Consider the following 26,328-nt stretch of genomic DNA (forward strand, 5'->3'; position numbering starts at 1 on the left):
TCAGGCGCCTGCCCACTCGGTCAGTGCGCGGTGGTTGGCCCGGTCCCTGTCCTCCGCGGCCCTCGCTGCCGCCTTGCACAGCCGCAGCAGCACCGGGCGGGTCCACCCGCGGCGGGACGGCTCGGCGAGCCCGTCCTGCTCCAGCAGCGGGTCGAGCACGGCCGGCGGTGCGGTGACCGTCTCGACGACCAGGCGGGCCGAGCCCAGCAGCGACACCCACGAGTCGATGCTGGGCACCAGCACCCCGGCCGCCCGGTCGTCGAGGTCGCCGCGGAGCGTGCCGATATGGTCGGCGAGCAGCATCCGGCCGCCGTCGATCAGTGCGGCGTCGATCCGGGCGAGCAGGTCCCGCTTGCGGCGTACGGTCACCAGCCGGCCCAGGGCGACCACCAGGTCGTAGGTGCCGGGCAGGGCCTCGTCGGGGTTCGCGGGCAGGGAGTGGAGCACCGCCGTGCCCTCCCGGTCGGCGAGGGCGGCGAGTTGTTCGCCTCCGCCGCCGCCCACGTCGGCGATCGCGCCCACCGCGGCGAGGTGCTCCGGGGCCAGCAGCGCCTCCCAGGAGTCCCCGCCCGTCTCGGCTCCCCCTCGGGCGGAGTGCGGGGCGGCAGCGGCGGCGGGTATCCGGTCGGCCAGCAGCCCCAGCAGGTGGCCCGCCAGGGCGCCCGCCGTCGCCTGGTCGAAGACCAGGGTCACCGGCAGCCGCAGGCCGGTCGCCTCGTCGAGTCGGTTGCGCAGTTCCACCGCGGTCAGCGAGTCGAATCCGAGCTCGGCGAAGCCGCTGTCCGCTTCGATGTGTTCGGGCTCGAAGCCGGGCAGGACCGCCGCGACCTCCTGGGCGACCAGCGCCAGCAGCAGGGCCCGGCGCCGGTCCGGCGCGGCACCGGCGAGCTGCTCCAGCAGCGGACCGGAGGAGCCGGGAGCACCGGTGTCGACCGCGGCGGCTGGGGCGTCGTCCACCGCCGCGGGGGCAGCGGCGTCCACGGCGTCGGTACCCGGCGCCGGGTCGGCGGCGCCGGACGGCGGTGCCGTGTCCGCAGCCCCGGGTGTTGCCGTGCCGGCGGCGGGGGGTGCCGCGGGTCCGGGGGCGGGGGCCGCGGCGTCTTGGCGGACCAGGCTGCGCAGCACCGGGTGCACGGGGGCGGCCCGCAGCGCGGGGAGGTCCAGCCGCATCGGCACGGCCAGCTCCGCCGGGCCGGCCACGGCCGCGTCGAACAGTGCCGCGCCCTCCTGGTCGGACAGCATCCGGAAGCCGCTGCGGACCATCATGGCGGTGGCCCGCTCGTCCTCCAGCAGGTCCCGGGTGAGGTCGCTGACGCTGGCCCACAGTCCGAACGCGACGGACAGCCCCGGCAGCCCGTCGGTGCGGCGGCGCCGGGCGAGCGCGTCCAGGAACGCGTTGGCGGCCGCGTAGTTGGACTGCCCCGGGTTGCCGAGCACTCCGGCAGCTCCGGAGAAGGTCACGAAGACGTCCGGATCAGCGGCGCGGGTCAGCTCGTCGAGGACGACGGCCGCGTCCAGCTTGGCCCGCAGCACCGGCGCGAGCCGGGCGCGGGTCTGGCCGGCGAGCATGCCGTCGTCCAGCGCCCCGACCACCTGCACCACCCCGGTGAGCGGGTGGTCGGCGGGGATGCCGGCCAGCACCTCGGCCACCTGGTCCCGGACGGTCGCGTCGCAGCGCGCCAGCCGGACCTCGGCCCCCAGCGCGGTGAGTTCGGCGGCCAGTTCGCGGGCGCCGGGCGCCGAGTCGCCGCGCCGGGAGGCGAGCACCAGGTGCCGCACACCGTGTGCGGTGACCAGGTTCCGCGCGATCACCGAGCCCAGCGTGCCGGTGCCGCCCGCGACGAGGACGGTGCCGCCGGGGGTGAAGGTACGGGGGATGGTGAGCACGATCCGGCCGATGTGCCTGCCCCGGCTCATGGTGCGCATCGCGTCCCGGGCGCGGCGGACGTCGAGCACGGTGCGGGTCGGCGGCGGCAGCACGCCGCGCTCGAACAGCGGCAGCAGTGCGTCGAACATGGCGCCGATCCGCTCCGGTCCCGCCTCGACGAGGTCGAACGCCTGGTAGCGGACGCCAGGATGGCTCGACTCGACGTCCTCGGCGGGCCGGATGTCGGTCTTCCCCATCTCGACGAACCGCCCGCCGCGGGGCAGCAGTCGCAGCGAGGCGTCGATGTGCTCGCCGGTCAGCGAGTTGAGGACGACGTCCACGCCGCGGTTGCTGCTCTCGGCCGCGAACGCGGCGGCGTAGCCGGTGTCGCGCGAGGAGCGGATCAGCGAGGCGGGCACGCCCATGGCCCGCACCTCGGCGTGCTTGGCGGGAGCCGCCGTGGCGAACACGTCGGCGCCCAGATGGTCGGCGAGCCGCACCGCGGCGCTGCCCACCCCGCCCGCGGCGGCGTGCACCAGCACCGACTCACCGGCCCGCAGTCCGGCCAGCTCGACCAGTCCGTAGTAGGCCGTCAGGTACGCCACGGGCGCGGAGGCGGCCTCCGCCCAGGTCCAGCCGGCCGGGATGTGCCGCACGGTGCGCGCGTCGGTCACACAGACCGGTCCGATACCGCCGGGCAGCAGGCCGAACACCCGGTCGCCGACGGCCAGTCCGGTGACGCCGGGGCCGACCTCGGTGACCACTCCGGCGCCCTCGGCGCCGAGCACCAGGTCACCGGGGTACATGCCGAGTGCTCCCAGCACGTCGCGGAAGTTGAGCGCGGCGGCGCGGACGGCGACCCGTACCTGTCCGGCGGCGAGCGGCCGTGCGGCGTCCGGCGCGTGGACCAGCGCCAGGTTCTCCAGGGTGCCGGGTGCCGTGGAGTCCAGCCGCCAGGTCGGGGTGTCGGGCACTTCCAGGCCCGGGTCGTCGGCGGCCCGCACCAGCCGCGGCACCAGCACCCGGCCGCCGCGCAGCGCGATGTGGAACTCGTCGGCCGCCAGCGCCGCGTCGAGGGCCGCGGGCACGCCGGCGACCGGCGCGTGCCGGTCCAGCTCCACCAGCACGAGCCGGCGCTGGAACTCGGACTGCGCCGCCCGGAGCAGTCCCCAGGCGGGCGCGTTCGCCAGGTCGGGCACCGGCTCTCCCGGCTCGACGGCGATGGCGCCCCTGGTCAGCACGACCAGCCGGCGGCCGCGGTTGGCCGGGTCGGTCAGCCAGTCCCGCACCGTGTCCAGCAGCGCGCCGGTGGCCTCGTGCGCGGCGGGCACGAGCGCCTCGCCGGTCACCGGGAGGTCGCCGGGGCCTTGCAGCGACAGGACGGCGAACTCGCCGCGTTCGACGGTCCGCACCACCTGGCCGATGCCGTAGGGGTCGGGGCCGAGCAGCGACCAGCTGCCGGTGGACGGGCCGCCGCCCGCGGCCGGGGCCGCCGCCTGCGGCAGCGGCTCCCATGCGAGGGTGAGCAGCGCGTCCCGGGCCGGGTCGGGGCGCTCGCCGGTGGCCGAGCGCAGTACCAGGCAGTCGAGCTGGGCGACGGGCTTCCCGTCGCCGTCGGCGAGTTGCAGCGCGACGCCGGAGCCGTCTGCTCCGGTCAGCCGTGCCCGGGCCCGTCCTCCGGCCCCGGGGCTGTGCACCGACATCCCGGTCCAGGCGAACGGCAGCAGCCCGCCGCCGCCCTCCATCCAGGTGCCGAAGCCCATCGCGTGCAGTGCCGAGTCCAGGAGGGCCGGGTGCACTCCGTAGCGCCCGGCTTCGGCGGCCTCGGCCGCGGGCAGTTCGACCTCGGCGAACACCTCGGTACCGCGCGCCCACACCGCACGCAGGCTCTGGAACGCCGGGCCGTAGGTGTACCCGGCGGCGTCCATGGCGGCGTAGTAGTCCGCGACGGGAAGCGGCTCGGCTCCCGGCGGCGGCCACTGGACGAGGTCGAAGTCCGGTGCGCCGCGCAGCGGGGCCAGCGTGCCGGTGGCGTGCCGCGACCAGGGCCGGTTCGCGGCCGCACCGGCGGGGCGCGAGGTCACCTCGACGGCGCGCGTGCCGTCCGCCGCCGGGGGCGCGAGCACGAGCCGTACGGCGGTCTCCTGCCCGCCGGTCAGGTCGAGCGGCGCGTGCAGGGTCAACTCCGTGATCCGCGCGGTGTCCACGGCCTCGCCCGCGCGTCCGACCATGTCCACCAGCGCGGTGCCGGCCAGCAGCACCCGGCCGTTGACCAGATGGTCGCCGAGCCATGGCTGGGCCGTCTGGGAGACGCTGCCGGTGACGGTCAGCGTGCCGTCCGAGCCGGTGACCGCTGCGGCGAGGTCGAGCAGCGGGTACCGGGCGGTGTCCCCGGAGGAGCCGGCCGGTGCGGCCGGTACGGCCGCGGAGACCGATGCACCGGCCGGTACGGGGGTCGGTGCGCCGACCGGGGCGGGTGCCGGGGCCGCCGGGGCGAGGGCAGGCCCGGCCGACGTGGCGGGCGCGGCGGCGGCCGGGGGGTCGGTCCAGTAGCCGGTGGTGGCGAAGGGATAGGTGGGCAGTCCGCCGAGCCGCAGCGGCGTGCCCTGCGGATACAGCGAACTCCAGGCGAGCATGCCGCCTTCGGCCCACACCCGGGCCAGCTCCGGCAGCGGCCTGCCCTTGGCCCGCTCTGCGCGGACGGCGGACGCGGGGCGCTTGGCCTCCCCGGTGAGCACGGCGGCGGTGTCGCCCGCACGCCACCGCTCCAGCGCCTCCAGCACCTCCGTCAGCTGGTCGGCCACCACGGCCAGCCGGAACCGCATCGGCTCCCGGCCGACCTGGCTGGTCCAGGCGACCCGCGCCAGGTCCAGGTCGGGGTTGCGGCGCAGGAAGCCGGCCCAGTTCCCGACCGAGTCGGCGAGCTGCTGCGGAGTGCGGGCCGAGAGCACGAACAGGGCCGGTCCCGTGCTCCGCCGGACCTCCGTCTCGGGAGCCTCCTCGACCACGACATGCGCGTTGGCGCCGCCCGCTCCGATCCCGGTGATCCCGGCCCGCCGTACCTGGGTCCGCCCGTGCACCTGCGGCGGGTCCCAGGGCACCGGCTGGTCCGACAGTTCGAAGGGAAGCTTGTCGCGGTCGATCGCGGGGTTGATCTCCTGAGGCAGCCGGGTCGGGGGCAGGGTGCGCTCGGTGAGTGCCAGCACCACCTTGGAGAGCTGCGCCATACCCGAGGACGCCTCGCCGTGGCCGATGTTGGGCTTGACCGAGCCGAGCCGGAAGCGGCCCGAGGCCCCTTCCCGACCGCCGAACGCCTGGGTGACCGCGGTCATCTCGACCGCGTCGCCGATCTCCGTGCCGTTGACGGTGGTCTCCAGGTAGCTGACCGTGTCGCCGTCGACGCCCGCCCGCCGCAGCGCGGCGGTGATGACGGCGGCCTGCCGCTTGGGGCTGGGGCTGGTGAAGCCGACGGTGCGCCCGTTGTGGTTGACCGCGCTGCCGCGGACGACCGCACGTATGTGGTCGTTGTCGCGCCGCGCGTCGGCCAGCCGCTTGAGCACCACGACGCCGACCCCCTCGCCGGGCACGATGCCGTTGCCGCCGATCCCGAAGGCCGGGCACTCCGGCCGGTTCGACAGCATCTTGACTGCGCCCAACTCGGCGTAGGTGGAGGGGTGCAGATACAGGTTCACCCCGCCGACCAGGGCCATCGCGCACTCGCCGGAGCGCAGGCTCTGCACGGCCTCGTGCAGCGCGACCAGCGCCGAGGAGCAGGCGGTGTCCACCGGTTTGCTGGGGCCGCCGAGGTCGAGCTGGTAGGAGACGCGGTTGACCATGTCGCCGAACGAGGTGCGCGGCAGGTCGACCCCGCGGTCCGCTCCCAACCGGTCGAAGCCGAGCTTGGAGGCGCCCGCGAACACCCCGGTCGCCCCGCGGACCTTGGCGTCGAGGGCGTGCGGGCAGTACCCGGCGTCCTCCATGGCCTTCCAGCACTCCTGGAGGAAGATCCGCTGCTGGGGGTCGGTGTTCCGGGCCTCCTGCTCGGACATCCCGAAGAACTCGGCGTCGAACTGGTCGAAGTCCTCCAGGAACCCGCCCCACTTGGAGTGGCTCTTGCTGATGATCTCCATGCCCTGCGGATCGGGCGTGTAGTACTGCCGCCAGTCCCAGCGCCGGGCGGGTATCTCGCCGATGGCGCTGCGGTTGGCGGTGACCAGGTCCCAGTAGCTGCGCAGGTCCGGCGCCCCGGGGAAGCGCACGCTCAGTCCGACGATCGCGACGGGCTCCGCGGTGTCCGGTTCGGCCGGCCCGGCGTCCGCGGCGGGCCGCGGCGCGGGAGCGGGCGCGGCGGGCGCCGTGCCCGCGGCGGATGCGGGAGCCGCGGCAGCCGCCGGAGGCACGGACGAGGCTGCGGCCGGCGCGGCGGGCGCGCCCCGCACGGCGACCAGGACCGCCTCCGGCGCGTCGTCCTCGTCCACTCCGCAGGGCAGCGGGTGGACGCGGATCTCCTCGAACCCCGCCGCGGCCAGCGCTGCCCGCCAGGTGTCGGCCGAGAGCAGCGGCGCGTGGGGCAGCCGGTCCCGTGCCGCGCCCGGCTGCGGCCACCACTCGGCGGTCAGCCCGAAGAGCATGATCGAGGGTTCGGGGGCCGAGACGGCCTCGGTCAGCACCAGCGTGCCCCCGGGGCGGAGCAGGGCGGCGGCGTTGGCCAGGGCCGCGTCCGGGTCGGCGGCGGCGTGCAGCACGTTCGCGGCGAGCAGCACATCGGCGCCCCCGGCGGGCAGTTCCGGGCTCGCGGCGGCGACGGCGACATCGTGGACGGTGAACTCGGTGAAGCCGTACTCGCGGCCGAAGCGCTGCCTGCCGTGTTCGGTGAACCGGGAGGAGGGGTCGGTGTACGCGTAGCGCAGCCGGTCGCCGAAGGGCGCCAGTGCGGGCAGCGTCCGCGCGGCCGTCGCACCGCTGCCGGAGCCCAGTTCGACGACGGAGACTGCCGTCGCCGCCTCCAGCCGGGCGCGGGCCGCCTCGGCGGCCACAGCGGCGACGACGTCGCCGCTGTCCGGGGCGCCACCGCCCGGAGCGGCGCCGGGCGGCTCGGCTCCGGCGCCGTCGGGGAAGAGCACCTCGGCGACGGGACGGCGCCCGGTCAGCACCTCCGGGTAGGCGTCCAGGCAGCGGCGCAGCAGCCGGACGGTCGGCTCCGCGGTGGGGAACTCTTCCACCAGTCCGGCGACCATGGCGTCCGACTCGGCGCGGGAGAGCTCGCGCAGCGGATAGGCGGCGACCAGCCGCTCGCCCTCCCGGCGCAGCGTGCCCGCCGTGACGAGGATGTCCAGCAGCGCCTCGAACAGCCGCCGGTGCTGGTCGGCCACGCCGAGCGCAGCGGCCAGTCCGTCCGGTGTGCCGCCCTCGCCCGGCGCGGTGAAGGCGCCCATCCGCCGGAGGGCTCCGGCCAGCATCCGCCGGGCCAGCAGGGTCAGCGCGTCCGTGCCGCGCTGCACCGCGAGCCCGGCGCCGGGGTCGGCCCCGGCGAGCACGTTCCGGGCGGCGGTGTGCAGCCGCTGCGCGTGCTCGGCGGGACGCCGTCCCTGCGCGGTCCTTGCCGAACGTGCCGTCGTTGCCGTCGTCGGCGTGCTCATCAACGGTTCACCGCCTCGGCGTAGGGGGTGGCCGCGGCGATCCGGGCGCGGTTGCCCGCGCGCCCGGCCGCCGGTCCGGCCGTGCTGTCCTTGCGCAGCCGCAGCAGCAGATACGCCGCCGTACCGCGCTCCAGCGGCACGGCCAGGTCGGTGTGGAACCGCCACCGGTCCTTGGCCCGGGGGTCGAGGCCGGCGGTGTGCTGGTCGACGTCGAAGTCGGCGAGGAAGTGTCCGACGCGGGCGCTCGCGTCGACCGCGTCGTCGAGCACGAACCCGGCGTCGGCGAGCTGGTCGGCCCACTGTTCCGGGGTCGGGAGCCGGATGCCCAGCCCCGGGTCGGTCCGCTCGCTGCCGACGGCCAGGAAGTCGGCCAGCAGCAGCCTGCCGCCCTCCGGCAGCGCGGCGGCGATCCGGGCCAGGTACGCGGCCTTGTCGGCGACCAGGTGGCTGCCCTCGATGTCCAGCGCCACCTCGTGCGTGGTCGCGGGGTCGGTGTGCGCGACGGTGACCCTCGTGTCGAGGCCGTACTCCTTGGCCGTCCGGGCCGCGGCCTCGGCCTGCGCCGGGTCGGCGGTGCGGAGGTGCACGCGCAGGGCGCGGTGGCGGGCCGCGAGGCGCAGTCCGGCGGCGCCCTGTGCGCCGTGCAGGTCGAACAGTCCGCCGACCCGGTCGAGGTCTTCGCCGCGGAGCAGCACGTCGAGCAGTTCGGCCTGGTGCTCGCGCACCAGTCGGGTGTCGTCGGGGTCGGCCTCCGGGTGGAGCAGCACCCGGCTGGCGGAGAACCCGATCTCGCGGGCCGGGAACGGCGCGGCCCAGGCCGGTTCGGCGGGCCACTCGGGTATCGGCTCGGCGGGCGGTGCCGGGGCGCCGCCGGCTGTCGGGGCGACGCCGGCCGGGGTACCGGGGAGCGCGCCGGCGTCGACCGGGAAGTCCGCCGCCAGGCTCTCGGCCACCTCCGCCACACAACCGAACTCGAACAACAACGTCCGCGACGCATCCGGAAACACCTCGGCGATCCGGTGATTCACCCGCGTACGCACCACCGAATCAATCCCGAACGCATCCCACGACCGCCACGGATCCACCTCCCCCACCGCGACCCCGGCCTCTTCCCCCACCACACCCGACAACCAACCCACCACATCGCCCCCACCAGACACCGGAGCACCCACAACCCCCGACGGCACCCCAGCCGACTCCACCGCCGACTCCACCGCCACCACCCCCGCACCACCGGGGAGCGCGCCGGCGTCGACCGGGAAGTCCGCCGCGAGACTCTCGGCCACCTCCGCCACACAACCGAACTCGAACAACAACGTCCGCGACGCATCCGGAAACACCTCGGCGATCCGGTGATTCACCCGCGTACGCACCACCGAATCAATCCCGAACGCATCCCACGACCGCCACGGATCCACCTCCCCCACCGCGACCCCGGCCTCTTCCCCCACCACACCCGACAACCAACCCACCACATCGCCCCCACCAGACACCGGAGCACCCACAACCCCCGACGGCACCCCAGCCGACTCCACCGCCGACTCCACCGCCACCACCCCCGCACCACCGGGGAGCGGCTCTCCCGGAGCCGCGTCCGCGTCGAGCAGGGCGGTCCGGCAGTCGGCGGGGAAGTCCGTGGTCAGCAGGTCGGCAACCTCGTCGATGGTGGGGAACTCGAACAACAGGGTCCGGGACGCGGCCGGGAACCGCTGGGCGAGGTACTGGTTCACCCGGGTCCGGACCACCGAGTCCACGCCGAACGCGTCGAACCGCTCCCAGCGGTCGACAGCCGCCGGGTCGACACCCACCTCCTCGGCGATCACCCGGGTCAGCCACAGCGCCACGTCCTCACGCAGCCCACCGGGCCCGGCAGCGGCCGACGGCACGATGTCCGCCGGTGCGTATGCCGTCCCGGCGGGGGCGGCGGGGGGCACCGGAGCCGCAGGGGCCGCCGTCGCAGATGCCGGCGCCGCCGGGACTGACGGCTCGGCAGGAGCCACGGTCGCGGCGGGAGCGACCGGCTCAGCGGGAGCGACCGGCTCAGCGGGAGCGACCGACGCGGCTGGGGCCGGCGCCGGGGCGGTCCGGGGCTCGGCGGCCGGCCGCGGCGCGGGGCCCGGCTGCCCGGCGGGCTGCGGGCGTGCGGCGGCCGTCGCGGCGGACGGGCGGGGGGCCAGCCGGTCCCTGCCGTGCCGGGTGCGCGCGAACGGATAACCGGGAAGCGAGACCCGGCGGCCGTCGGTGGCGGGCCAGGAGACCTCGGCGCCCCGGCACCAGGCCGCGGCCAGCTCCGCCTGGGTGCCGCCGGTCGCGCGGGGCGCCCCGGTGCGGGCCCGGCCGACTGCCGTTTCGGCAGTGGGGCGGCCGGCCGCGAGCGCCCGGAGCGCCGCCACCAGTTCGGGCACCGAACCGGCCACCACGACGGCCCGCTCGTCCAGCGCCGCGCGCCCCTGCTGAAGGGTGGCCGCCACGTCGGCGAGCGTCGGCGCCGCCCACACCGGCTGCCCCTCGTCCGGCCGGGCGGCCGGGGCCAGCGAGGCGACCAGGCTGTCCACGGACGGCGACTCGTAGAGCGTGTCGACGGTCACCTGACGGCCGGTCTGCCGGGCCAGCAGATTGGCCAGTTGGGCGAGCTGATGGGGCTCGGCGCCGTGGTCCTCCAGATTCCGGTCGCCGCGCAGGCCGCCGGGGTCGATTCCCAGCAGGTCGGCGATGAGCCGACGGAGGGTGTCCTGGCCGCTCTCCGCGCCTGTCGTGCGGACCCGTTCGAGATGGTCGGCCAGTTCCGCGGCCAGTACGCCGAGCCGCTCGCGGTCGCGGGCCGAGAGCGGTACCGCCACCGGGCCCGGTGCGCGGACCCCGGCCGCCGGACGCGGTGCGGGCTGGTACTCCTCCACCACCAGGTGCGCGTTGGTGCCGCTGTGTCCCATCGAGTTGACCGCCGCGAGCCGCGGCGCGCCGGGGGTCGCGGGCCACGGCCTGCCGACGGCGTCGACGGTGATGCCCGAACCGTCCAGCTTGATCATCGGATTGAGGGTGCGGAAGGTGGGCATGCCGGGGAAGCGCTCGTTGCGCATGCTCAGCAGCACCTTCACCAGACCGATGGCGCCCGCGGCCGCGCCGGTGTGGCCGACGTTCGCCTTGGCGCTGCCGAGCACGCACCCGTCCGGGTTCGGCCGCTGCCTGCTGAACGCGCGGGCCAGCGCTCCGGCCTCCACCGGGTCGCCGAGCACGGTGCCGGTGCCGTGCGCCTCGACGTATCCGACCCGGGAGGTGTCGATGCCGTGCCGCCGGTACACCGTCTCGACCAGCTTCTCCTGGGCCGGCCCGTTCGGCGCGGTGAGTCCGTTGCTGGCGCCGTCGTGGTTGACGCCGGTGGCGCGGATGACGCCGCGGATGTCGTCGCCCGCCGCTTCGGCGTCGGCGAGCCGCTTGAGCACGAGCACCGCCACCCCCTCGGCGAAGACGGTGCCGTTGGCGGAGTTGTCGAAGGTGCGGCACTCACCGGACGGCGAGAGCACCCCCATGTCCGCGAGCAGGTTCAGCGAACTCTGGTCCAGGCCCACGTTGGCGCCGCCCGCCAGCGCGATCCCGCAGTCGCCGGCCAGCAGGCTGCGGCAGGCCATGTGGAGGGCGACCACGGACGAGGAACAGGCGGTGTTGACGACCAGCGCCGGGCCGTGCCAGTCGAGGAAGTAGGAGAGCCGGGCCGCGACCAGCGCGTCGGAGGCGCCGGTGAACGACTCGTGCAGATACCCGGCGGGCTCGGCGCCCACGAACATCCCGGTGTCGGAGCCGTAGAGCGAGAACGGGTCGATGCCCGCGTCCTCGACGGCGTGCCACGCCTCCTGCAGCAGCAGCCGCTGATGCAGGTTCATGGAATCGGCCTCCCGCGGGTCGATCCCGAAGAACTCCGGGTCGAAGCAGTCCCGGTCGGCGATCACCCCGCCCCAGCGGTAGCCCCGGGCACCCTCGCCGAGGATCTCCGCGGGCAGTTCGCCGACGCTCTTGCGCCCCGCGGCCAGATTCTCCCAGAACGTGCGGATGTCGTCGGCCCCGGGGAACCTGCCCGCCATCCCGACCACCGCGATGTCCAGTGCGGAGGTCGGGGCGGGCGGGGGCTCCGCTGCGGCGGCCGGGCCGGCGGTGAGGTAGCGATCCACGACGGATCGGAACTCGGTACTCGTCATCGCTGCCCTCCGGAGGCGTTGTCGACAAGATCGGTGAGGTGGTCGGTCAACCGGTCGATGGTGGTGTGGTCGTAGAGGAGCGCGGCGTCCAGTTCGAGGCCCAGCTCCTCGCCGAGCTCGGAGACGAAGGACATCCCGGTGATCGAGTCGACGCCGAGTTCCGCGAACGCGCGGCGGGACGACAGCTCCTCGGGCGGCACGCGCAGTGCCCGGGCGAGCCGCCGAGTGGTCAGCGACCTGATCCGGTCCCGGTCGACGCCCTCCGTGGGCGGCTCCTGATCCCGGCCCTGCCCCTCGCCTGCGGCCGCCGCCCCGAGGCCGGCGGCGGGCTCCGGCGGCGTCCGCGCAGGCAGCGGCTGGGATGCGGGGGCGGAGGGGGGGTCCGCGGACTCCCGGGCCGCGGCGGCGTCGGCGGTCTCCGTCGGCCCCGGCCCGGGTGCCGGTGCGGCCCCGCCGGGGCGCAGGCCGACGGTCTGGGTGGCGCCGCCCGAGGTCAGCAGCCGCACGGCCGCGTCGAAGCAGGCCGCGCCCTCCTCGTCGCCGAGGAAGCCGACCCCGGGGTGCTCGGCGGCCGCCTCGCCGAACGAGGAGGCCCAGGCGCCCCAGTTGAGCACCCCGACCGGGAACGGTGCCGCCACAGCGATGGCCCGCGCGAACGCGTCCGCGAACGTGATGCCCGCCGCGTACGCCGGGTGGGTTCCGGCGCCGCCGAACGCGAACGCCTGTGCCGAGGAGAAGAAGCACAGGAAGTCCAGCGGCTCGTCCACCAGCGCGCCCGCCACATGCACGGCGCCCCGGGCCTTCACCTCGTAGTGGTGGCGGAACTCGGCGTCGTCGAGCGCGGTCACCTCCCGGGCCTGCTCGGTGATGGTCGAAGCGCCCGCGAACACGACGCCGTGCAGGGCGCCCAGAGCCTCCTTGGCCTCGGCGACCGCGGCCCGCACCTGCTCGGGGCGCGTCACATCGGCGCGCAGGTACGCGGGGGCGCGGTCCCCGACGGTCGCGGCGTCGAGCGCCGCGCGGACCGCCGCGTCGTCTCCCGGCCTGCGGCCCACCCAGGCGACCCGGGCTCCGTAGTGCTCGTGCAGGTGCCGGGTGACGGCTTGGCCGACCACCCCCGCACCGCCGATCACCAGATAAGCACCGCCCGTCCGCAGCCCCGGCTCGCCACCGGGCGGTTCGACCTCGTCGAACCGCTGCCGGTAGCGCCTCCCCTCGCGCAGCAGCGTCAGTTCGCCCGCCGGGCTGGCCGGTTCGGCGATCAACGCCGCGGCCAGCGCGGGCAGATCGGTCTCCCGTGCGGAGACGTCCACGTTGCGCACCGCGTACCGGCGGCGCTGCTGGGCCAGGAAGTAGGCGAGCCCGGTCAGTCCGGCGCCGGTGGCGTTGGCCGCGCGCCCGTCGGTGCCGTGCGTGTCGTGGGTGGTGAGGTGGCAGTCGATCCGCTCACCGCCGTCCCGCTCGGCCAGGGCCCCCAGCAGCCGCAGGGCGAGCAGTTGGACGTCCGCGTCGACCCGGGCGTGCGGGTCCTCGGCACCGACGACGAGGTGTACCCGGTCCACCGGGCCCACATCGGCGAGGACGGTGCGGAAGGCAGCGGGGTCGCCGGGCGAGACCGTGCGCAGCGAACCCGTGGCGACCGTGCTCGCGCCCGTCGTCACCGACACCACGGTGGCCCCGGCGGCGCGGTGGTGGGCGCCGACGGCCTCGGCCAGGGCACCGGCCCCGGACTCGACGACCAGCACCCGGCCCCCGGCGGCCGCCGGTGAGGGGGCCGGGGAGCGCTCCTCCCAGCTCGGCACCCGCAGCATCCCCCGGGACGGCGCGGTGAGCGCGCCGGCCGCGCCGTACGCCTCAGGTCCCTGGCTCCGCTTCGGCTCGTGCGGCTGCCCTGCGGAGCCGGCTGCGGTCTTTGCCGGGACCGCCGTGTCCGCGGCGGGCCCGTCGGCGCCGGAGACCTCCGCACCTCGGCCCGCGGCGCCCTGCGCGCCGGGGCGGTCCGGCGCGGGCGCGGCGGAGTGGTCGGTGAACCAGTAGCGGTCCTGCGCGAACGGGTAGCCGGGCAGGCTGACCCGGCGGCCGCGGGCGGCGCCCGGCCGGTCCGTCCAGTCGACGGCGGCGCCCTCCACCCACCGTTCGGCGAGCGGGCGCAGCGCCCTCTCCGTACCGTGCACCCGGACCGCGTCGTCGGCGAGGAAGTCGCCGAGGGCCCGGACGAGTCCGGCCAGGTCGGGCACGGCGAACGCGGCACGCTCGGCCAGCTCCACCCGGCCGTGCTGCAGCGTGTGGGCCACGTCGGCGAGCGCGAGGTCCCCGACGCCCGCCGGCACCAGGGCCGCGGCCTCGGCGACGGTGTGCCCGGCGGTGAGCCGGGGCGGTCGGCCCGAGGGCAGCAGTTCGGCCAGCGACCGGGCGACCTGGGTGACCTCGGCGGCCGTGATGCCGTACTCGTGCCACGGCTGCCGGGGGTCGAGGTCGGCCGGGTCGGTTCCCAGCACCCGGGCGAGCCGGGCGGTGACCTCGCGGGCCGGGTCGGCGGCGCCGCCCCGCAGCCGGTCCAGCAGCCGCGCGGCGACCGCCCGCAGCGCCGGTACCGTCCGGGCGGACAGCGGCACCACCACGGGCCCCGGGGCCGCGGTGGCCGCCGCGGCCTCCCGCGGGCCGGTGTACTCCTCCAGGACCACGTGCGCGTTGGCGCCGGTCGCGCCGAACGAGCTGACCCCGGCACGGCGCGGCCCGCCGTCCGGCACCGTCCACTCCTCGGCCGCGTACTGGATGCGGAACGGGGAACTGTCCAGCTCCAGCAGCGGATTGGCCGGATCGGCGTGCAGTGTCGGTGCCAGCGTGCGGTGGTGGAGCTGCAGCACCGCCTTGGTGAGCCCGGAGATGCCCGCGGCGCCCTCCGCGTGGCCGATGTTGGACTTCACCGAACCCAGCGCACACGACTCGGGCTTCGCCGCGTCCCCGAAGGCGGTCGCCAGGGCGCGCAGTTCGATCGGGTCGCCGAGTGAGGTACCGGTGCCGTGGGCCTCCAGCACCCCGATGGTGGCCGGGTCGGTGCCCGCGTCCGCCAGCGCCTCGGTGAGCACCGCGGACTGCGCGGGCGGGCTGGGCACGCTGAACCCGCCCGCCGCGCCGCCGTGGTTGACGGCGCTGCCGCGGACGACCGCATAGATGTGATCGCCGTCGCGTTCGGCCGCCGAGAGCGGTTTGAGGACGACGGCGCCCACCCCTTCGGCGGACACGTAGCCGTCGCCCCCCTCTCCGAAGGAACGGCAGCGGCCGTCGGTCGCGTGCATGTTGACCAGCCCGTAGCCGACGTATTTGGCCGGGTGCAGGGACAGGTTCACGCCGCCGGCCACCGCCACCGCGCACTCGCCGTCCCGCAGGCTGCGCACGGCCATGTGCACGGCCGTCAGCGAGGAGGAGCACAGGGTGTCCACGGCGACGCTGGGGCCGTGGAAGTCGCAGAAGAACGACACCCGGTTCGCGATCTGGCCCTGGCTCAGCCCCAGCGGCACCGGGTCGCCGCCGCGTGCGGCGTGCTCGACGCCCAGCAGCGGATAGTCCTTGTGCATCACTCCGGCGAACACTCCGCCGCGACGGCGGCCGCCGGGACCGGTCGGCGGGCACAGCGACTGCGGGGTGTGCCCGGCGTCCTCGATCGCCGCCCAGCAGGTCTGCAGGAACAGCCGCTCCTGCGGGTCCAGTACGGCGGCCTCGGCGGCGGAGATACGGAACAGCGCCGCGTCGAAGGCGTCCACGTCCTCCAGGAAGCCGCCCCAGGTGGAGAGCGGGCGGCCGGAGGCGCTGCGCAGGTGGGCGAACTCGCGGTGGTCCCAGCGGTCGCCCGGCACCTCGACGACGCTGTCCACCCCGCCGAGCAGGTTGGTCCAGAACCCGTCGAGGTCGGCCGCGCCCGGGTAGCGCCCGGCCATGCCGATCACGGCCACCGGCTCGGCCCGGCCCGGCCCGGCCGCGTCGGACCCTGCGACGGGCGCTTCGGACTGCCGCGGAACGGCGACCGCCCGGCCCGGCTCGGGCGCGGGGCCCACCGGTGTGCCGGTCGACTCCACGCGGCGCCGGTCCAGGGCGGGCCGCGGCAGCGGGGTGCGGCTGCCCCGGTCCCCGGCCCAGGCGGCCATGACCACGTGCGCGTTGGTGCCGCCGTCGCCGAAGCTGTTGAGCGCCGCGACCCGCGGCCCCGGCCACGGCGCCTGCTCGCGGTCGAAGCGGAACGGCGAGGCGTCGAGGTCGAAGTGCTCCGGCGGCTGCTGGCCGCTCAGGTACGGCACCCGCCGCCCGCGCTCCAGCATCAGGGCGACCTTGATGAATCCGGCGATGCCCTCGGCGCACTGGGGGTGGCCGATGTTGGGCTTGACCGAGCCCAGCGCGCACTCGGCCGCTGATCCGGAGCGGTACACCTGCCGGACGGCCTTGAGTTCGATCAGGTCGGTCACCGGCGAGCCCGAGGCGTTGGCCTCCAGGTAGCCGATCTCCTCGGGGCGGTGGCCGCTGGCGGCCAGGGCGCGGGAGAGGACCTGCTCCTGGGTCGCGAGGTTCGGGGTGGCAGGACCGGCGGTGCGGCCGTCGTTGTTGACGGCGATGCCCTTGACGACGGCCATGATCCGGTCGCCGTCCGCACGGGCCGCGGCCAGTGGCTTCACCACCACGACGCCCGCGCCCTCGGCGGGGACGAACCCTCCGGCGCGCCGGTCGAAGGCGTGGAACTCCGGTTCGGCGGTGAGCAGCCCGCGCTGCTCGAACACCTGGTGCGCGGCGGCGCCTTCGATGAGCGTGACGCCGCCGACCACCGCCGCCTCGGCCTCCCCGGCGCGCAGCGCCTGCGCGGCCAGGTTGAGCGCCACCAGCGCCGACGAGCACGCGGTGTCCACCACGACGCTGGGTCCGCGCAGGTCGAAGTGGCGGGAGAGGTTGGCCGCCAGGTAGTTCTGCCCCAGCACCACCGGGTTCCGGCTGGCCAGCACCCGGTCCCGGGCGGGCAGCCGCGCGGTGCGGCCGCCGATGTAGACGCCGATCTCCCGGCCCCTGAGCTCCTCGGTGCGGTATCCGGCCGCGCACCAGGCGAACAGCGTCTCCTCCAGGAGCAGCAGGGACTGCGGGTCCATGGCCGCCGCGTCCGCGTCACCGATGCGGAAGTATCCGGGGTCCAGTTCACGGTCGGCGTCGGCCAGCAGTCCCGCGTGGAAGCCGCCGCCCTCACCGGGCCAGCGGTCCTCGGGCACCCGCGCGATGGCCGAGCGGCCCTCGGCCAGCAGCCGCCAGTACGCCTCCGGGTCGGAGGCGCCGGGGAACCGGCAGGACAGCCCGATCACGGCCAGGTCGCCGTCGCGTATGCCGTTCTCCGCGGCCGGGTGGCCGGGGGCTTCCGAGCGTTCCGCGGGACGGGGGGTTCCGCTCCCCGGCGTCCCGGCCGGCGTCCCGCCGTCCGGGACGGGGCCCGGGGCCGCGCCGCCCGGCTCGGGGGCGGGGGCCTCATTCGGGGCGGTCGCCTCGGGCCCGGCCGGGCCGAACGCGGTGCGTGCGGTCTCGGGGTGGTGTTCGGTCAGCCAGGCGGCGAACTCGGCCGCGGTGGGGTGCTCGATCAGCACGGAGGGGTCCAGTTCGACGCCGAGCCGTGTGGAGGCGGTGCGGGTGAGCTCGACCAGCGTGATCGAGTCCGTGCCGTAGTCGTGGACGGGCGTATCGGGGTCGAGTCGGTCGCGGTCGAACTCCAGCTGCTCGGCGATCAGATCGAGCAGCCATCCGGCGGCGGCCGACCGGTCGGGGCCGCCCGGCTGCCCGGCCTCCTCGGTGCGGGCGGTCGCAGCCGCCCGGGGTGGTGCGGCCGCTGCCGGCGCCGCGGACGGTGCCGGCGCCCCGGCGGCGCCGGAGACGGTGCCGGTCTCCTTCCCGGGCACCGTGCCCAGTTGGTCGACCGGGCGGTCGTCGGCGGGGACCACGGGCAGTACGACGGGTCCGGTACTGCCGGATACCACCAGGTCGAGCACCCGCAGACCGTCCTGCGCGGGCAACGGTGCCAGTCCGGCGGCCCGGTAGGCGGGCCCGGTGCCCGCCGCGCCCATGCCGATCCCGTCCCAACTGGGCCACTGCACGCTGACCACCGGCACCGCCGCGCCCTTCCGGGCGAGGTCGTCGAGGTGGGTGTTGGCCATGGCGTAGTCGCTCTGGCCCACGGCCAGCGCGGGCAGCGCGGAGGCCACCGAGGAGAACAGCACGACGAATCGCACCGGCTGCCCGGCGACCGCGCCCAGCACCGCCTCGGCGCCCTCGGCCTTGGGCGCGAGCACCCGGCGGACGCTCGCCGGGGTCTTGCGGGCGAAGGAGAGGGTGTCCTCGTCCACCGTGCCGGCCGCGTGCAGCACACCGCCCACCGGGCCGCTCTCGCGCAGCAGTTCGGCCAGCGCCGCCTCGGCGCCGGGTTCGCCCAGCGCCACGGCGGCGGTCCGGACCCGGGCACCGGTCGCGGCGAGGTCGAGCAGCCCGCGCAGCTTGCTGCCGAGCGCGTCGTCCTGCCGGGCCCGCTCGGCCCACCGGGCCCGCTCCGGGAGTTCCTCGCGGCCCACCAGCAGCAGGTCGCGCACCCCCCAGGCGGTCACCGCGTGCCGGGCCGCGGCCAGGCCCACGCCCCGGGTGCCGCCGGTCACCAGCAGCACCTCGTCCGGGCCGAAGACCGGCGGCGCCGGGGTGCCGGGCGGAGCGTGCTCGCGCAGCACCGGCGCCTGCCGGTCGCCGCCGCGGTACCGCACCCGGCCCGGCCCCTCGGCGGCCGGCAGTTCGGCCAGTACGCGGGCGGCGGCTGCCCCTTCCGGTTCGGCCGGGTCGAGTTCGAGGTGGGTGGCGCGCAGCCGGCGCAGCTCGTGCCCGAGCATGCCGTACAGCCCGGCCACCCGGGAGGCGTGCGGACCGGCCCTGCCGGGGCCGCGGGTGACGCCGAGCACGCGGCGCGCACCGGCGCAGGCGCGCTGCAACCACGGCAGCCAGGTCTCCAGATGGTCGCCGGGGTCGCCCTCCGGGGAGCATCCGGTCAGGTCGACGACGGTGTCCGCCGCGGCCTGGGCCCCGGCGAGCCCCGTCACGTCCTGCCCGGTCACGTCCTGCCCGGTCACGTCCAGCGCGGTCACGTCCAGCGCGGTCACGTCCAGCGCGGTGGCGCCGGGCAGTTCCCGCAGCAGGTGGTCGGCCAGCGCCGCGGTGCCGGGAGTGGTCAGTACGGCGATCCGGCCCGGGTCGGCGGCGGCCGGGCCGGGCGCCGGTACGGGTGCGGGCTGCCAGTCCTGGGTCAGCAGCCGCACCGGGGACTCCTCGGCTGCTCCCGCCGTCGCCACGACGACCTCGGCGAACGCCTCGTCACGCGCCGTGGGCCGGGCGATGCCGCCGAATCCGTGCTCGTGCAGCAACCGCTGCCAGCCGTCCGCGGTCAGCAGCGGCGCGCCGGGGATGCGCAGCTCCTCGTCGTGGTGGAGCCACCATCCGTCGAGCAGTCCGAAGGTCAGGGTGAGCAGCGCGGACTTGCGGGTCACCTCGTTGATCACCAGCAGTCCGCCGGGCCGCAGCGCCCCGGCCAGGTTGGCGGTGACGGTGCGCAGATCGCCCGTGGCGTGCAGCACGTTCGAGGCGAGGACGACGTCGAACCTGCCGCCCGCCAGTTTCTCCCCGGCTCCCGGCTCCTCCACGTTCCAGCGGCCGTAGCGCAGATAGTCACGGCCGGGGCCGAACCGGTCCTCGGCCTTGCTCAGGAACGCCGGTGACAGGTCGGTGAACCAGTACTCCTCCGGTCCGCCGACCGCGTCCAGTTCGGGGAGCACGACGGCGGTGGTTCCGCCGGTGCCGGCGCCGATCTCGGCCACCCGCACCGGGCCGGCGCTGTCCCGGACGAACGCGGCGACGGTCTCGGCGACGGTACGGTTCAGTCCGTCGGCGATGGCGTTGCCCTGGTAGGCGGCCGTCATCCGGTCCAGCGAACCGCCGGGGAAGAGGATCTCGGTGACCGGCCGGACTCCGGTGAGGACGGCGGGCAGTTCGGCGACGCAGTCCTCGACGAGCGCGAGCTGCGCCTGCCAGTATGGGTCGGCTGCCAGTCGGGACCGCAGCCGCGCCCACTCCGGGTCGGCCGCCGGGTCGGCGGCGCGGCGGCCGGCGTCGCGCAGGGCGACCGGGTCGGCGTCGTCGGTGAATCCGGCGGCCGCCAGCAGCCGCAGCGCCTCCTCCAGCCACCGGTGGTACTTCTCGAGGACCGCGTACCGGGAGGCGAGCCCGGCCCGGGGCTCGGGCCCGTCCGCGAACAGGCCGAGTTCCCGCAGCCGCACCAGTACTTCGCGGGCCACCCACCGGTCGGCGTCGTCGGGCGTCAGCCCGGCCGCCCAGTCGGGGGCCGCGGTAGCGGACGCCGCCGGTACGGCGGGCGCGTCGGCGGCGGGCGGGCGGGGAGCCGCCCCGTCGAACACGTGCGGGTAGCGGGGCGCGAGGTGTGCCGCGAGGGCGCGGACGGTCGTGTACTCGAACAGCAAGGTCGGCGGCTGGCTCTCGCCGACGAGCTCCCCGACGGCGGCGACGAGTTCGAGGACCTGCGCCGACTCGATGCCGAGATCGAAGTATCCGGACCGGACGTCGAGGGACTCGGGTTCGCGGCCGAGCCGGGCCGCGAACACCCCGCGCAGCAGCGCCTCGTCGGCGCTCGCCGACGCGGGCGCGTCCGGCGCGGCGGGGGGCGCGGGGCGCCGGTCCGCACGGTCGACCAGCTTGCTGGACAGCCCGCTGATCTCGGCCACCTGGCGGCCGAGCGCGTCGTAGAGCTGCACGTCGAGGGTGACCAGCTCCGGTCCGCGGCGCACGGCGGCGGTGTCGATCCGGGCGAAGCAGCGCGCGGGCAGCGGTCCGCCGGCGCGGAACGCGGCCACGTGCACCGGCAGATAGGGGCCGGGCCCGTCGGTCATCAGCAGGCCCGGTGCCACGGCGCTCGCCAGCAGCAGCGCCGGGTCGAAGTCGGGTACCCGGCCCCGCCCCGCCACGCGGGGCGCGACGAGTTCGGCGACCAGGGCGTCCGGGCACTCCCAGATCTCGCCCTCGGCGCGCGCGGCACCGGTGTAGACCTGGCCCGCTTCCTCGTCGGCGGCGTAGACCTCGGCCAGCGGCAGCCGCCGGGTGGCCGCCGCCCGCGCCGCCGGCACGTCGAGCGTCCCGGTGAGCGCCGCCGTCTCCACGGCCACCTCCGCGGTGGCGTAGCCGCCGGTCCCGTCGGCGACGGTGACGCTCCAGCGGCGGCCGTCTCCCCCGGGTACGCCCTCGACGGTCAGCCGCACCGGACGGTCGTCGGTGACCTCCAGCGGGCGGAGCGCCGTCAGGTCGGACATCCGCAGCGTGCCCGCCGGGTGTCCGTGTGCGGCGAACACCTCGTGGATGAGGTCCACGTACCCGAGCGCGGGCATCAGCGCCCGGCCGTCGACGCGGTGCCCGGCGATGCAGGGCGTATCCGTGGTCAGCACCGTCTCGCCGCGCAGTACCCCACCGGACCGGCCGTGCTCCTCGGCGGGCACCTGCGCGGACCCGCCGGGGGCGGGCCCGGCCGCGGGCGGCGCCGAGGCCGTCGGCCCGGACGCGGTGTCCGTCGTCCCGGGCTCGGCGGATGCGGCCTCCGCGGGGCCGGTGGTACGGCGCGGACCCGCCAGGTCCTCGGCGGCCTCCGGCAGCCAGCAGCGGTCCCGCTCGAACGGGTAGCCCGGCAGCGGGACCGGGGCGGGCGGGCGGGCGCCCCAGGCGGCCCGCCAGTCCACCGCGGCGCCGTGCACCCAGGCGGCGGGGTCGGCCTCGGCCGTGCGCTTGCGGTCCGCCACGCCCGTGGCCAGCGGGTGCGAGCCGTCGAGGTGGCCGCGCAGCGCCCGCACCAGCGCGGCGGTGCCGGTGAACTCGGCGGTGAGCCGGTGCGGCAGGTGCTCCCGGCCGACCTGCAGCGTGTACGCCAGCGCCGCCGGGTCGGTGCCGCGGCCGGCCCCGTCCAGGAAGTCGGCCAGCCTGCGCACGGACTCGGCCAGCCGCTCCGCGCTCCGCGCCGAGAGCACCGCCCGGTACGGCGGGCGCTGCACGGGTGCGGGACGTTCGGCGGGCACGTACTCCTGGAGGACGACGTGGGCGTTGCTGCCGCCCGCGCCGAACGCGCTGACGCCGGCGAGCCGGGGCAGGTCCCGGCCGTCCGGTCCGGTGCGCGCGGGCCAGTCGGCCTGCTCGCGCTGCACCCGGAACGGGGTGCCCGCGAAGTCGATGTCGGGGTTCGGCGGGTCGGAGTGCAGCGAGGGCACCAGGGTGCGGTGCCGGAGCTGGAGCAGCACCTTGGTCACCGCGGCGATCCCGGCGGCCGACTCGGCGTGCCCGATGTTGGACTTGACCGAGCCGATCGGGACGGTACGCGCCGCGGCCGCGGCGTCGTCCGCGAAGGCCCGGGACAGCCCGTTGATCTCGATGGGGTCGCCGAGCGAGGTACCGGTGCCGTGCGCCTCCAGGTAGTCGAGCTCGGAGGGCCGCACCCCGGCCCGGGCCAGCGCCTCGGAGACGAGCGTGCCCTGCGCCCGCGGGTTGGGCACGCTGTAGCCCTTGCTCGCGCCGCCGTGGTTGACGGCCGAGCCGCGGACGACGGCCAGGATCCGGTCCCCGTCGGCCTCCGCGGCGGACAGCCGCTTGAGCAGCACGGCCCCGGCCCCGTCGGCCGGGACGAAGCCGTCGCCGCCGTCGCCGAAGCTGCGGCAGGCGCCGGAGGGCGCGAGGAAGCCGCTGCGGGACAGCTGGAGGTACTTCACCGGGTGGCTGGTGATGTTGACCCCGCCCGCGATGGCGATGTCGCAGTCCCCGGTGCGGATGGCCTGGCAGCCGAGGTGGATGGAGGCGAGCGACGACGAGCACATGGTGTCCACCGCGATGCTCGGCCCGTCGAGTCCGTAGAAGTAGGAGACCCGGTTGGCCACCGCGGCGTACGAGGAGGAGGTGGCGGCTCCCCCGCGGTGCAGCGCCGCGTCCACGCCGTAGAGCTGGTAGTGGCCGTACATCATGCCGACGAACACGCCGGTGCGCACGGCCGCCAGGTCGGCCCGGGTGCGGCCGGCGTCCTCCAGCAGATGCCAGACGGTCTCCAGGAAGATCCGCTCCTGCGGGTCGAGATGCCGGGCCTCGACCGGGGACATCCGGAAGAACATCGGGTCGAACTTGTCGATGTCACGGAGGAATCCGCCGGTGCGGGTCGCGGTGCGGCCCGGCGTTCCGGGCTCGGGGTCGTACCAGCGATCGTGGTCCCAGCGGTCGGCGGGCACGTTCTCGACGCAGTCGCGGCCCGCGCGCAGGTTCTCCCAGAACTCCCACAGGTCATCGGCCTGCGGGTAGCGCCCGGCCACTCCGATGATCGCGATGTCCTCGTCCGCACGCGCGCCGGTGTCCTCCGTGGCCGCGGGTGCGGCTGCGGCTGCGGCTGCGGCGTGATCCGCCGTGCCGATGGGCGCGTTCGCAACCGCCGTGGCCGCGGGGGGCTCGGACGTCGCCGTGGCCGCGGGGGCCGGTGCCGCCCGGTCGTCGCCGAGGGCAGCGGCCAGCGCGCCGGCGTGCTCCGCGGCGAAGTGGTCGGCCAGTTCGCCCAGGGTGACGTACTCGAAGAACAGCGTCTTGGACAGCGGCCCGAAGTGCTTCTCCAGAGCGGTGGTGGCGCTCATCACGATCAGCGAGTCGACACCGTAGCTGTCGAAGTCCTCCTCCGGATCGATGTCGTCCGCGGGCATCCGGAGCTGCTCGGCCAGCAGACCGGCGAGGAACGCGCGGGCCCGCGCCCGCAGCCCGTCGGATCCGGCCGCGGACTGCGCGGCCCCGCCGGTTTCTCCGTCCGGGGAGACGGCACGGCCCGCGGAGGCGGCTGCGTCCGCGGGTACCGCCGCGTCCGCCCGCTCCGTCCCGGGGCGCGGCGCCGCGGTGCCGCCGAGAGCGGCGGCGATCCGGTCGGCGTCGCCGGGGGCCAGCAGGACCGAGGGCGCCGCACCGGCCAGGGCCCGCTCCAGGGCCGCCATCGCGGGACCGGTGCGCACGGGGCGCATGCCGAACAGGTCGGCCATGGCGGTGACGACGGCGGGCTCGGCCGCCACTCCGCCGTCGGTCCACAGCGGCCACTGCACCGACAGGCTCGCTCCGGACCGTTCACCGGCCGCCGCGCGTTCGGCGCGGCGGGCCGCGAGCCGGTCCAGATAGCCGCTGGCGGTGGCATGGTCGGCCTGGCCGACGTTGCCGAACGCGGCGGCCGTCGAGGAGTAGGCCAGGAAGTAGCGCAGCGGGTCGTGCCGGGTGGCCTGGTCCAGCCAGGCGGCGCCCAGCACTTTGGGCCGCAGCACGGCGTCGGCCTCGGCGCGGCTCTTCCGCAGCAGGAAGGAGTCGTGCAGGGCGCCGGCCAGATGGGCGACGCCCACCAGTTCGCCCGCCTCCCGGGCCTGCGCGACCGCACCGCGGACGCCGTCGCGGGTGGCGAGGTCGGCGCGGACGAACCGGACGTCGGCGCCGGTGCCGCGCAGCCGGTCGAGCACGGCGGGCTCGGGCGCGGTACGGCCGGCCAGCAGCACGGTGGCCGCCGGGTCCCGTTCGACCAGCCGGGCGGCGAAGGCCAGTCCGAGGGCCCCGGTGCCGCCGGTGACCAGGTGGACGCCCGGACCGCCGGTGAGCGCCCCGGGGCCCGCCGGGAGTTCGACGGGCTCCCAGCCGCGGACCAGCCGTGCCCCGGGCTCCACCAGGACCTCGGCGGGCCCGGCCTGGGTCAGCTCGGCGCTCAGCACGGCCGCGGGGTCCAGACCCGCGTGGCCGATGACGCGCATCGCCAGGTCCGGATGCTCCCAGCCCAGCGAGCGGGCGAAGCCGGCCATGGCGCCGTGGAGTTCGGGGTGGTCGGCGTCGCTGTCGTACAGGTACAGCCAGCGGGCGCTCCCCCGGCGCGCCGCGACCCAGGCGGCCGCCGTCTCCCGGGCCAGGTGGAAGCCGTCGTCCAGTGCGTCCTCCAGGTCCGCGCGGCCGGGCGGTGTCTGCACCAGGGTGAGCGGCGCGGGCGCGTGGGCCAGCCGTGCGACCAGCGCGGCGACGGATTCGCCCGGGCGGCGGGTGACCACCTCGGCCGGGGCCGCGGCGGCGGCGAGCCCGACGGGGGCCTCGCCGAGGAAGACCACGGTGCCCGGGGCCGGCACGGACTCCTCGACGGCGGGCGTCCAGACGGGGACGAAGGCGTGCGGCGCCTCGGCACCGGCGTCGGAGGTCCGGCCGCCGCCGGAGCCCCGGCCGGCGCCCGGGGTGCGGGCGCGCAGCGCGAAGCCGTCGACCCGGCACACCACCCGGCCGCCCTCGTCGGTCAGCGTCAGGTCGAACACCTGCACTCCGGCGGCCGAGCGCACCCGGACGGCGTGCACCAGGCAGCGGTCGGGCAGCGCGTCGAGCAGCCGTATCTCCTCCACGGAGAAGGGCAGATAGGGCACCGGGCGCCCGTCCTCGCCGCGGGCCGCCGCGGTGTCCACGATCCAGCCGACGACCTGGAGCGCGCCGTCCAGGAGCGCGGGCTCGAAGCGGTAGGCGGCGGTGTCGGTGCGCCGGGGCGCGGGCAGCTCCAGAGTGGCCAGCGCCTCGTCGGAGGAGTGCCGCACCTCCTGGACCGCGCGCAGGCTCGGCCCGTAGTCGAACCCGAGTGCCGCGACCCGGTCGTAGCACTCCTGGCGGGTGCGCACGGTGCCGCAGCGGGCCCGTACGGCGGTCACGTCCAGCCCGGCCTGCGGCGCCGCCGGGTCGCCGGAGCGCAGCACACCCCCGGCGTGCCGTACCGTGCCGCCCACCGGCACGTCCCCGTTCCCGTCGCCGTTCCCGTCGCCGTTCCGGTCGCCGTTCCCGTCCTCGGTGGAGACGACCTCGAACGGCACGTCCCCTTCGTGCGCCCCGCCGGCGTCCAGCCTCACCCGCAGCCGCAGTCCGTCCGGCCCCGGGCGCACGGGGCTGCCCCACACCAGGCCGCCGATGGTGTGCACCGGTCCCCGGCCGGAGAGTTCGCCCGCCAGCCGGGCCAGCTCCAGGTGGACGACGCCCGGCAGCACGGGCTCTCCTGCGACCTGGTGGTCGGCGAGGTAGAAGGCGTCCGGCAGCAGGTGCTTCTCGTAGGCCGGACCCTCCTCGGTGGAGACGTCCGTGTCCAGCAGGGTCGGGTGCAGCGGCGCGGGCTGCGCCGCCGGGCGCGCCCCCGGCGCGGGTGCCGCGGCGCCCGCCCAGTGCCGGACGCGCTCGAACGGATATGTGGGCAGCGGCACGCGCCGTCCCCCTTCCGCACAGATCAGCTCGGCCGGGCCGGCTTCGACCCAGCGGCGGGCACGGTCCAACAGGGTCCCGGCGGCGGGGTCGGAGGGTGCGGCCGCAGCGGCCGGCACCGCCCGCCTGCCGCGCTTGCGGGCGCGGCCCCGTACCAGGCCCGCACACTCCTCGCCGTCGGCGAGGGCCCGCAGCGCCCCGATCAGCTCCGCGCGGTTCCCGGCCACGGCCACGGCGCGCTCGGCCATCTCCTCGCGTCCGGTCAGCAGGGTGTACGCGACGTCGAGCAGCCGCACGTCCGCGGCCTCCGGGCGCTCCA

3 protein-coding genes (1 of these 3 running past the window's edge) are annotated in these 26,328 nt (G+C 76.5%); all 3 read right to left on the reverse strand.

All coding sequences use genetic code 11. The annotated features are described in order from the left end of the window. Tightly spaced (each overlapping or abutting the next), the 3 genes in view from P2424_RS23615 to P2424_RS23625 form a layout consistent with a single transcriptional unit that may run on beyond the window. Window positions 1-7,506, reverse strand: coding sequence for an SDR family NAD(P)-dependent oxidoreductase (locus P2424_RS23615; RefSeq protein WP_276477735.1), 7,506 nt, complete (start codon window positions 7,504-7,506; stop codon window positions 1-3). Next, window positions 7,506-11,696 (reverse strand): beta-ketoacyl synthase N-terminal-like domain-containing protein, encoded by a 4,191-nt coding sequence (locus P2424_RS23620; RefSeq protein WP_276477736.1) that lies wholly within the window; start codon window positions 11,694-11,696, stop codon window positions 7,506-7,508. The genes P2424_RS23615 and P2424_RS23620 overlap by 1 nt, the downstream gene beginning before the upstream one ends. Then, window positions 11,693-26,328 carry the 3' portion of a non-ribosomal peptide synthetase gene (locus P2424_RS23625; protein WP_276477737.1) on the reverse strand. Its footprint extends 10,069 nt past the window's final position, so 14,636 of the gene's 24,705 nt are visible here — the last part of the coding sequence; its start codon lies beyond the right edge, outside the window; its stop codon occupies window positions 11,693-11,695. The genes P2424_RS23620 and P2424_RS23625 overlap by 4 nt, the downstream gene beginning before the upstream one ends.

The sequence above is a fragment of the Streptomyces sp. WMMB303 genome, from assembly GCF_029351045.1.
Taxonomy (GTDB): domain Bacteria; phylum Actinomycetota; class Actinomycetes; order Streptomycetales; family Streptomycetaceae; genus Streptomyces.

Bases quoted from the DNA above. Each gene is read 5' to 3' on its own strand.
- P2424_RS23615 (WP_276477735.1), bottom strand. From the start codon at position 7,506: ATGAGCACGCCGACGACGGCAACGACGGCACGTTCGGCAAGGACCGCG.
- P2424_RS23620 (WP_276477736.1), bottom strand. From the start codon at position 11,696: ATGACGAGTACCGAGTTCCGATCCGTCGTGGATCGCTACCTCACCGCC.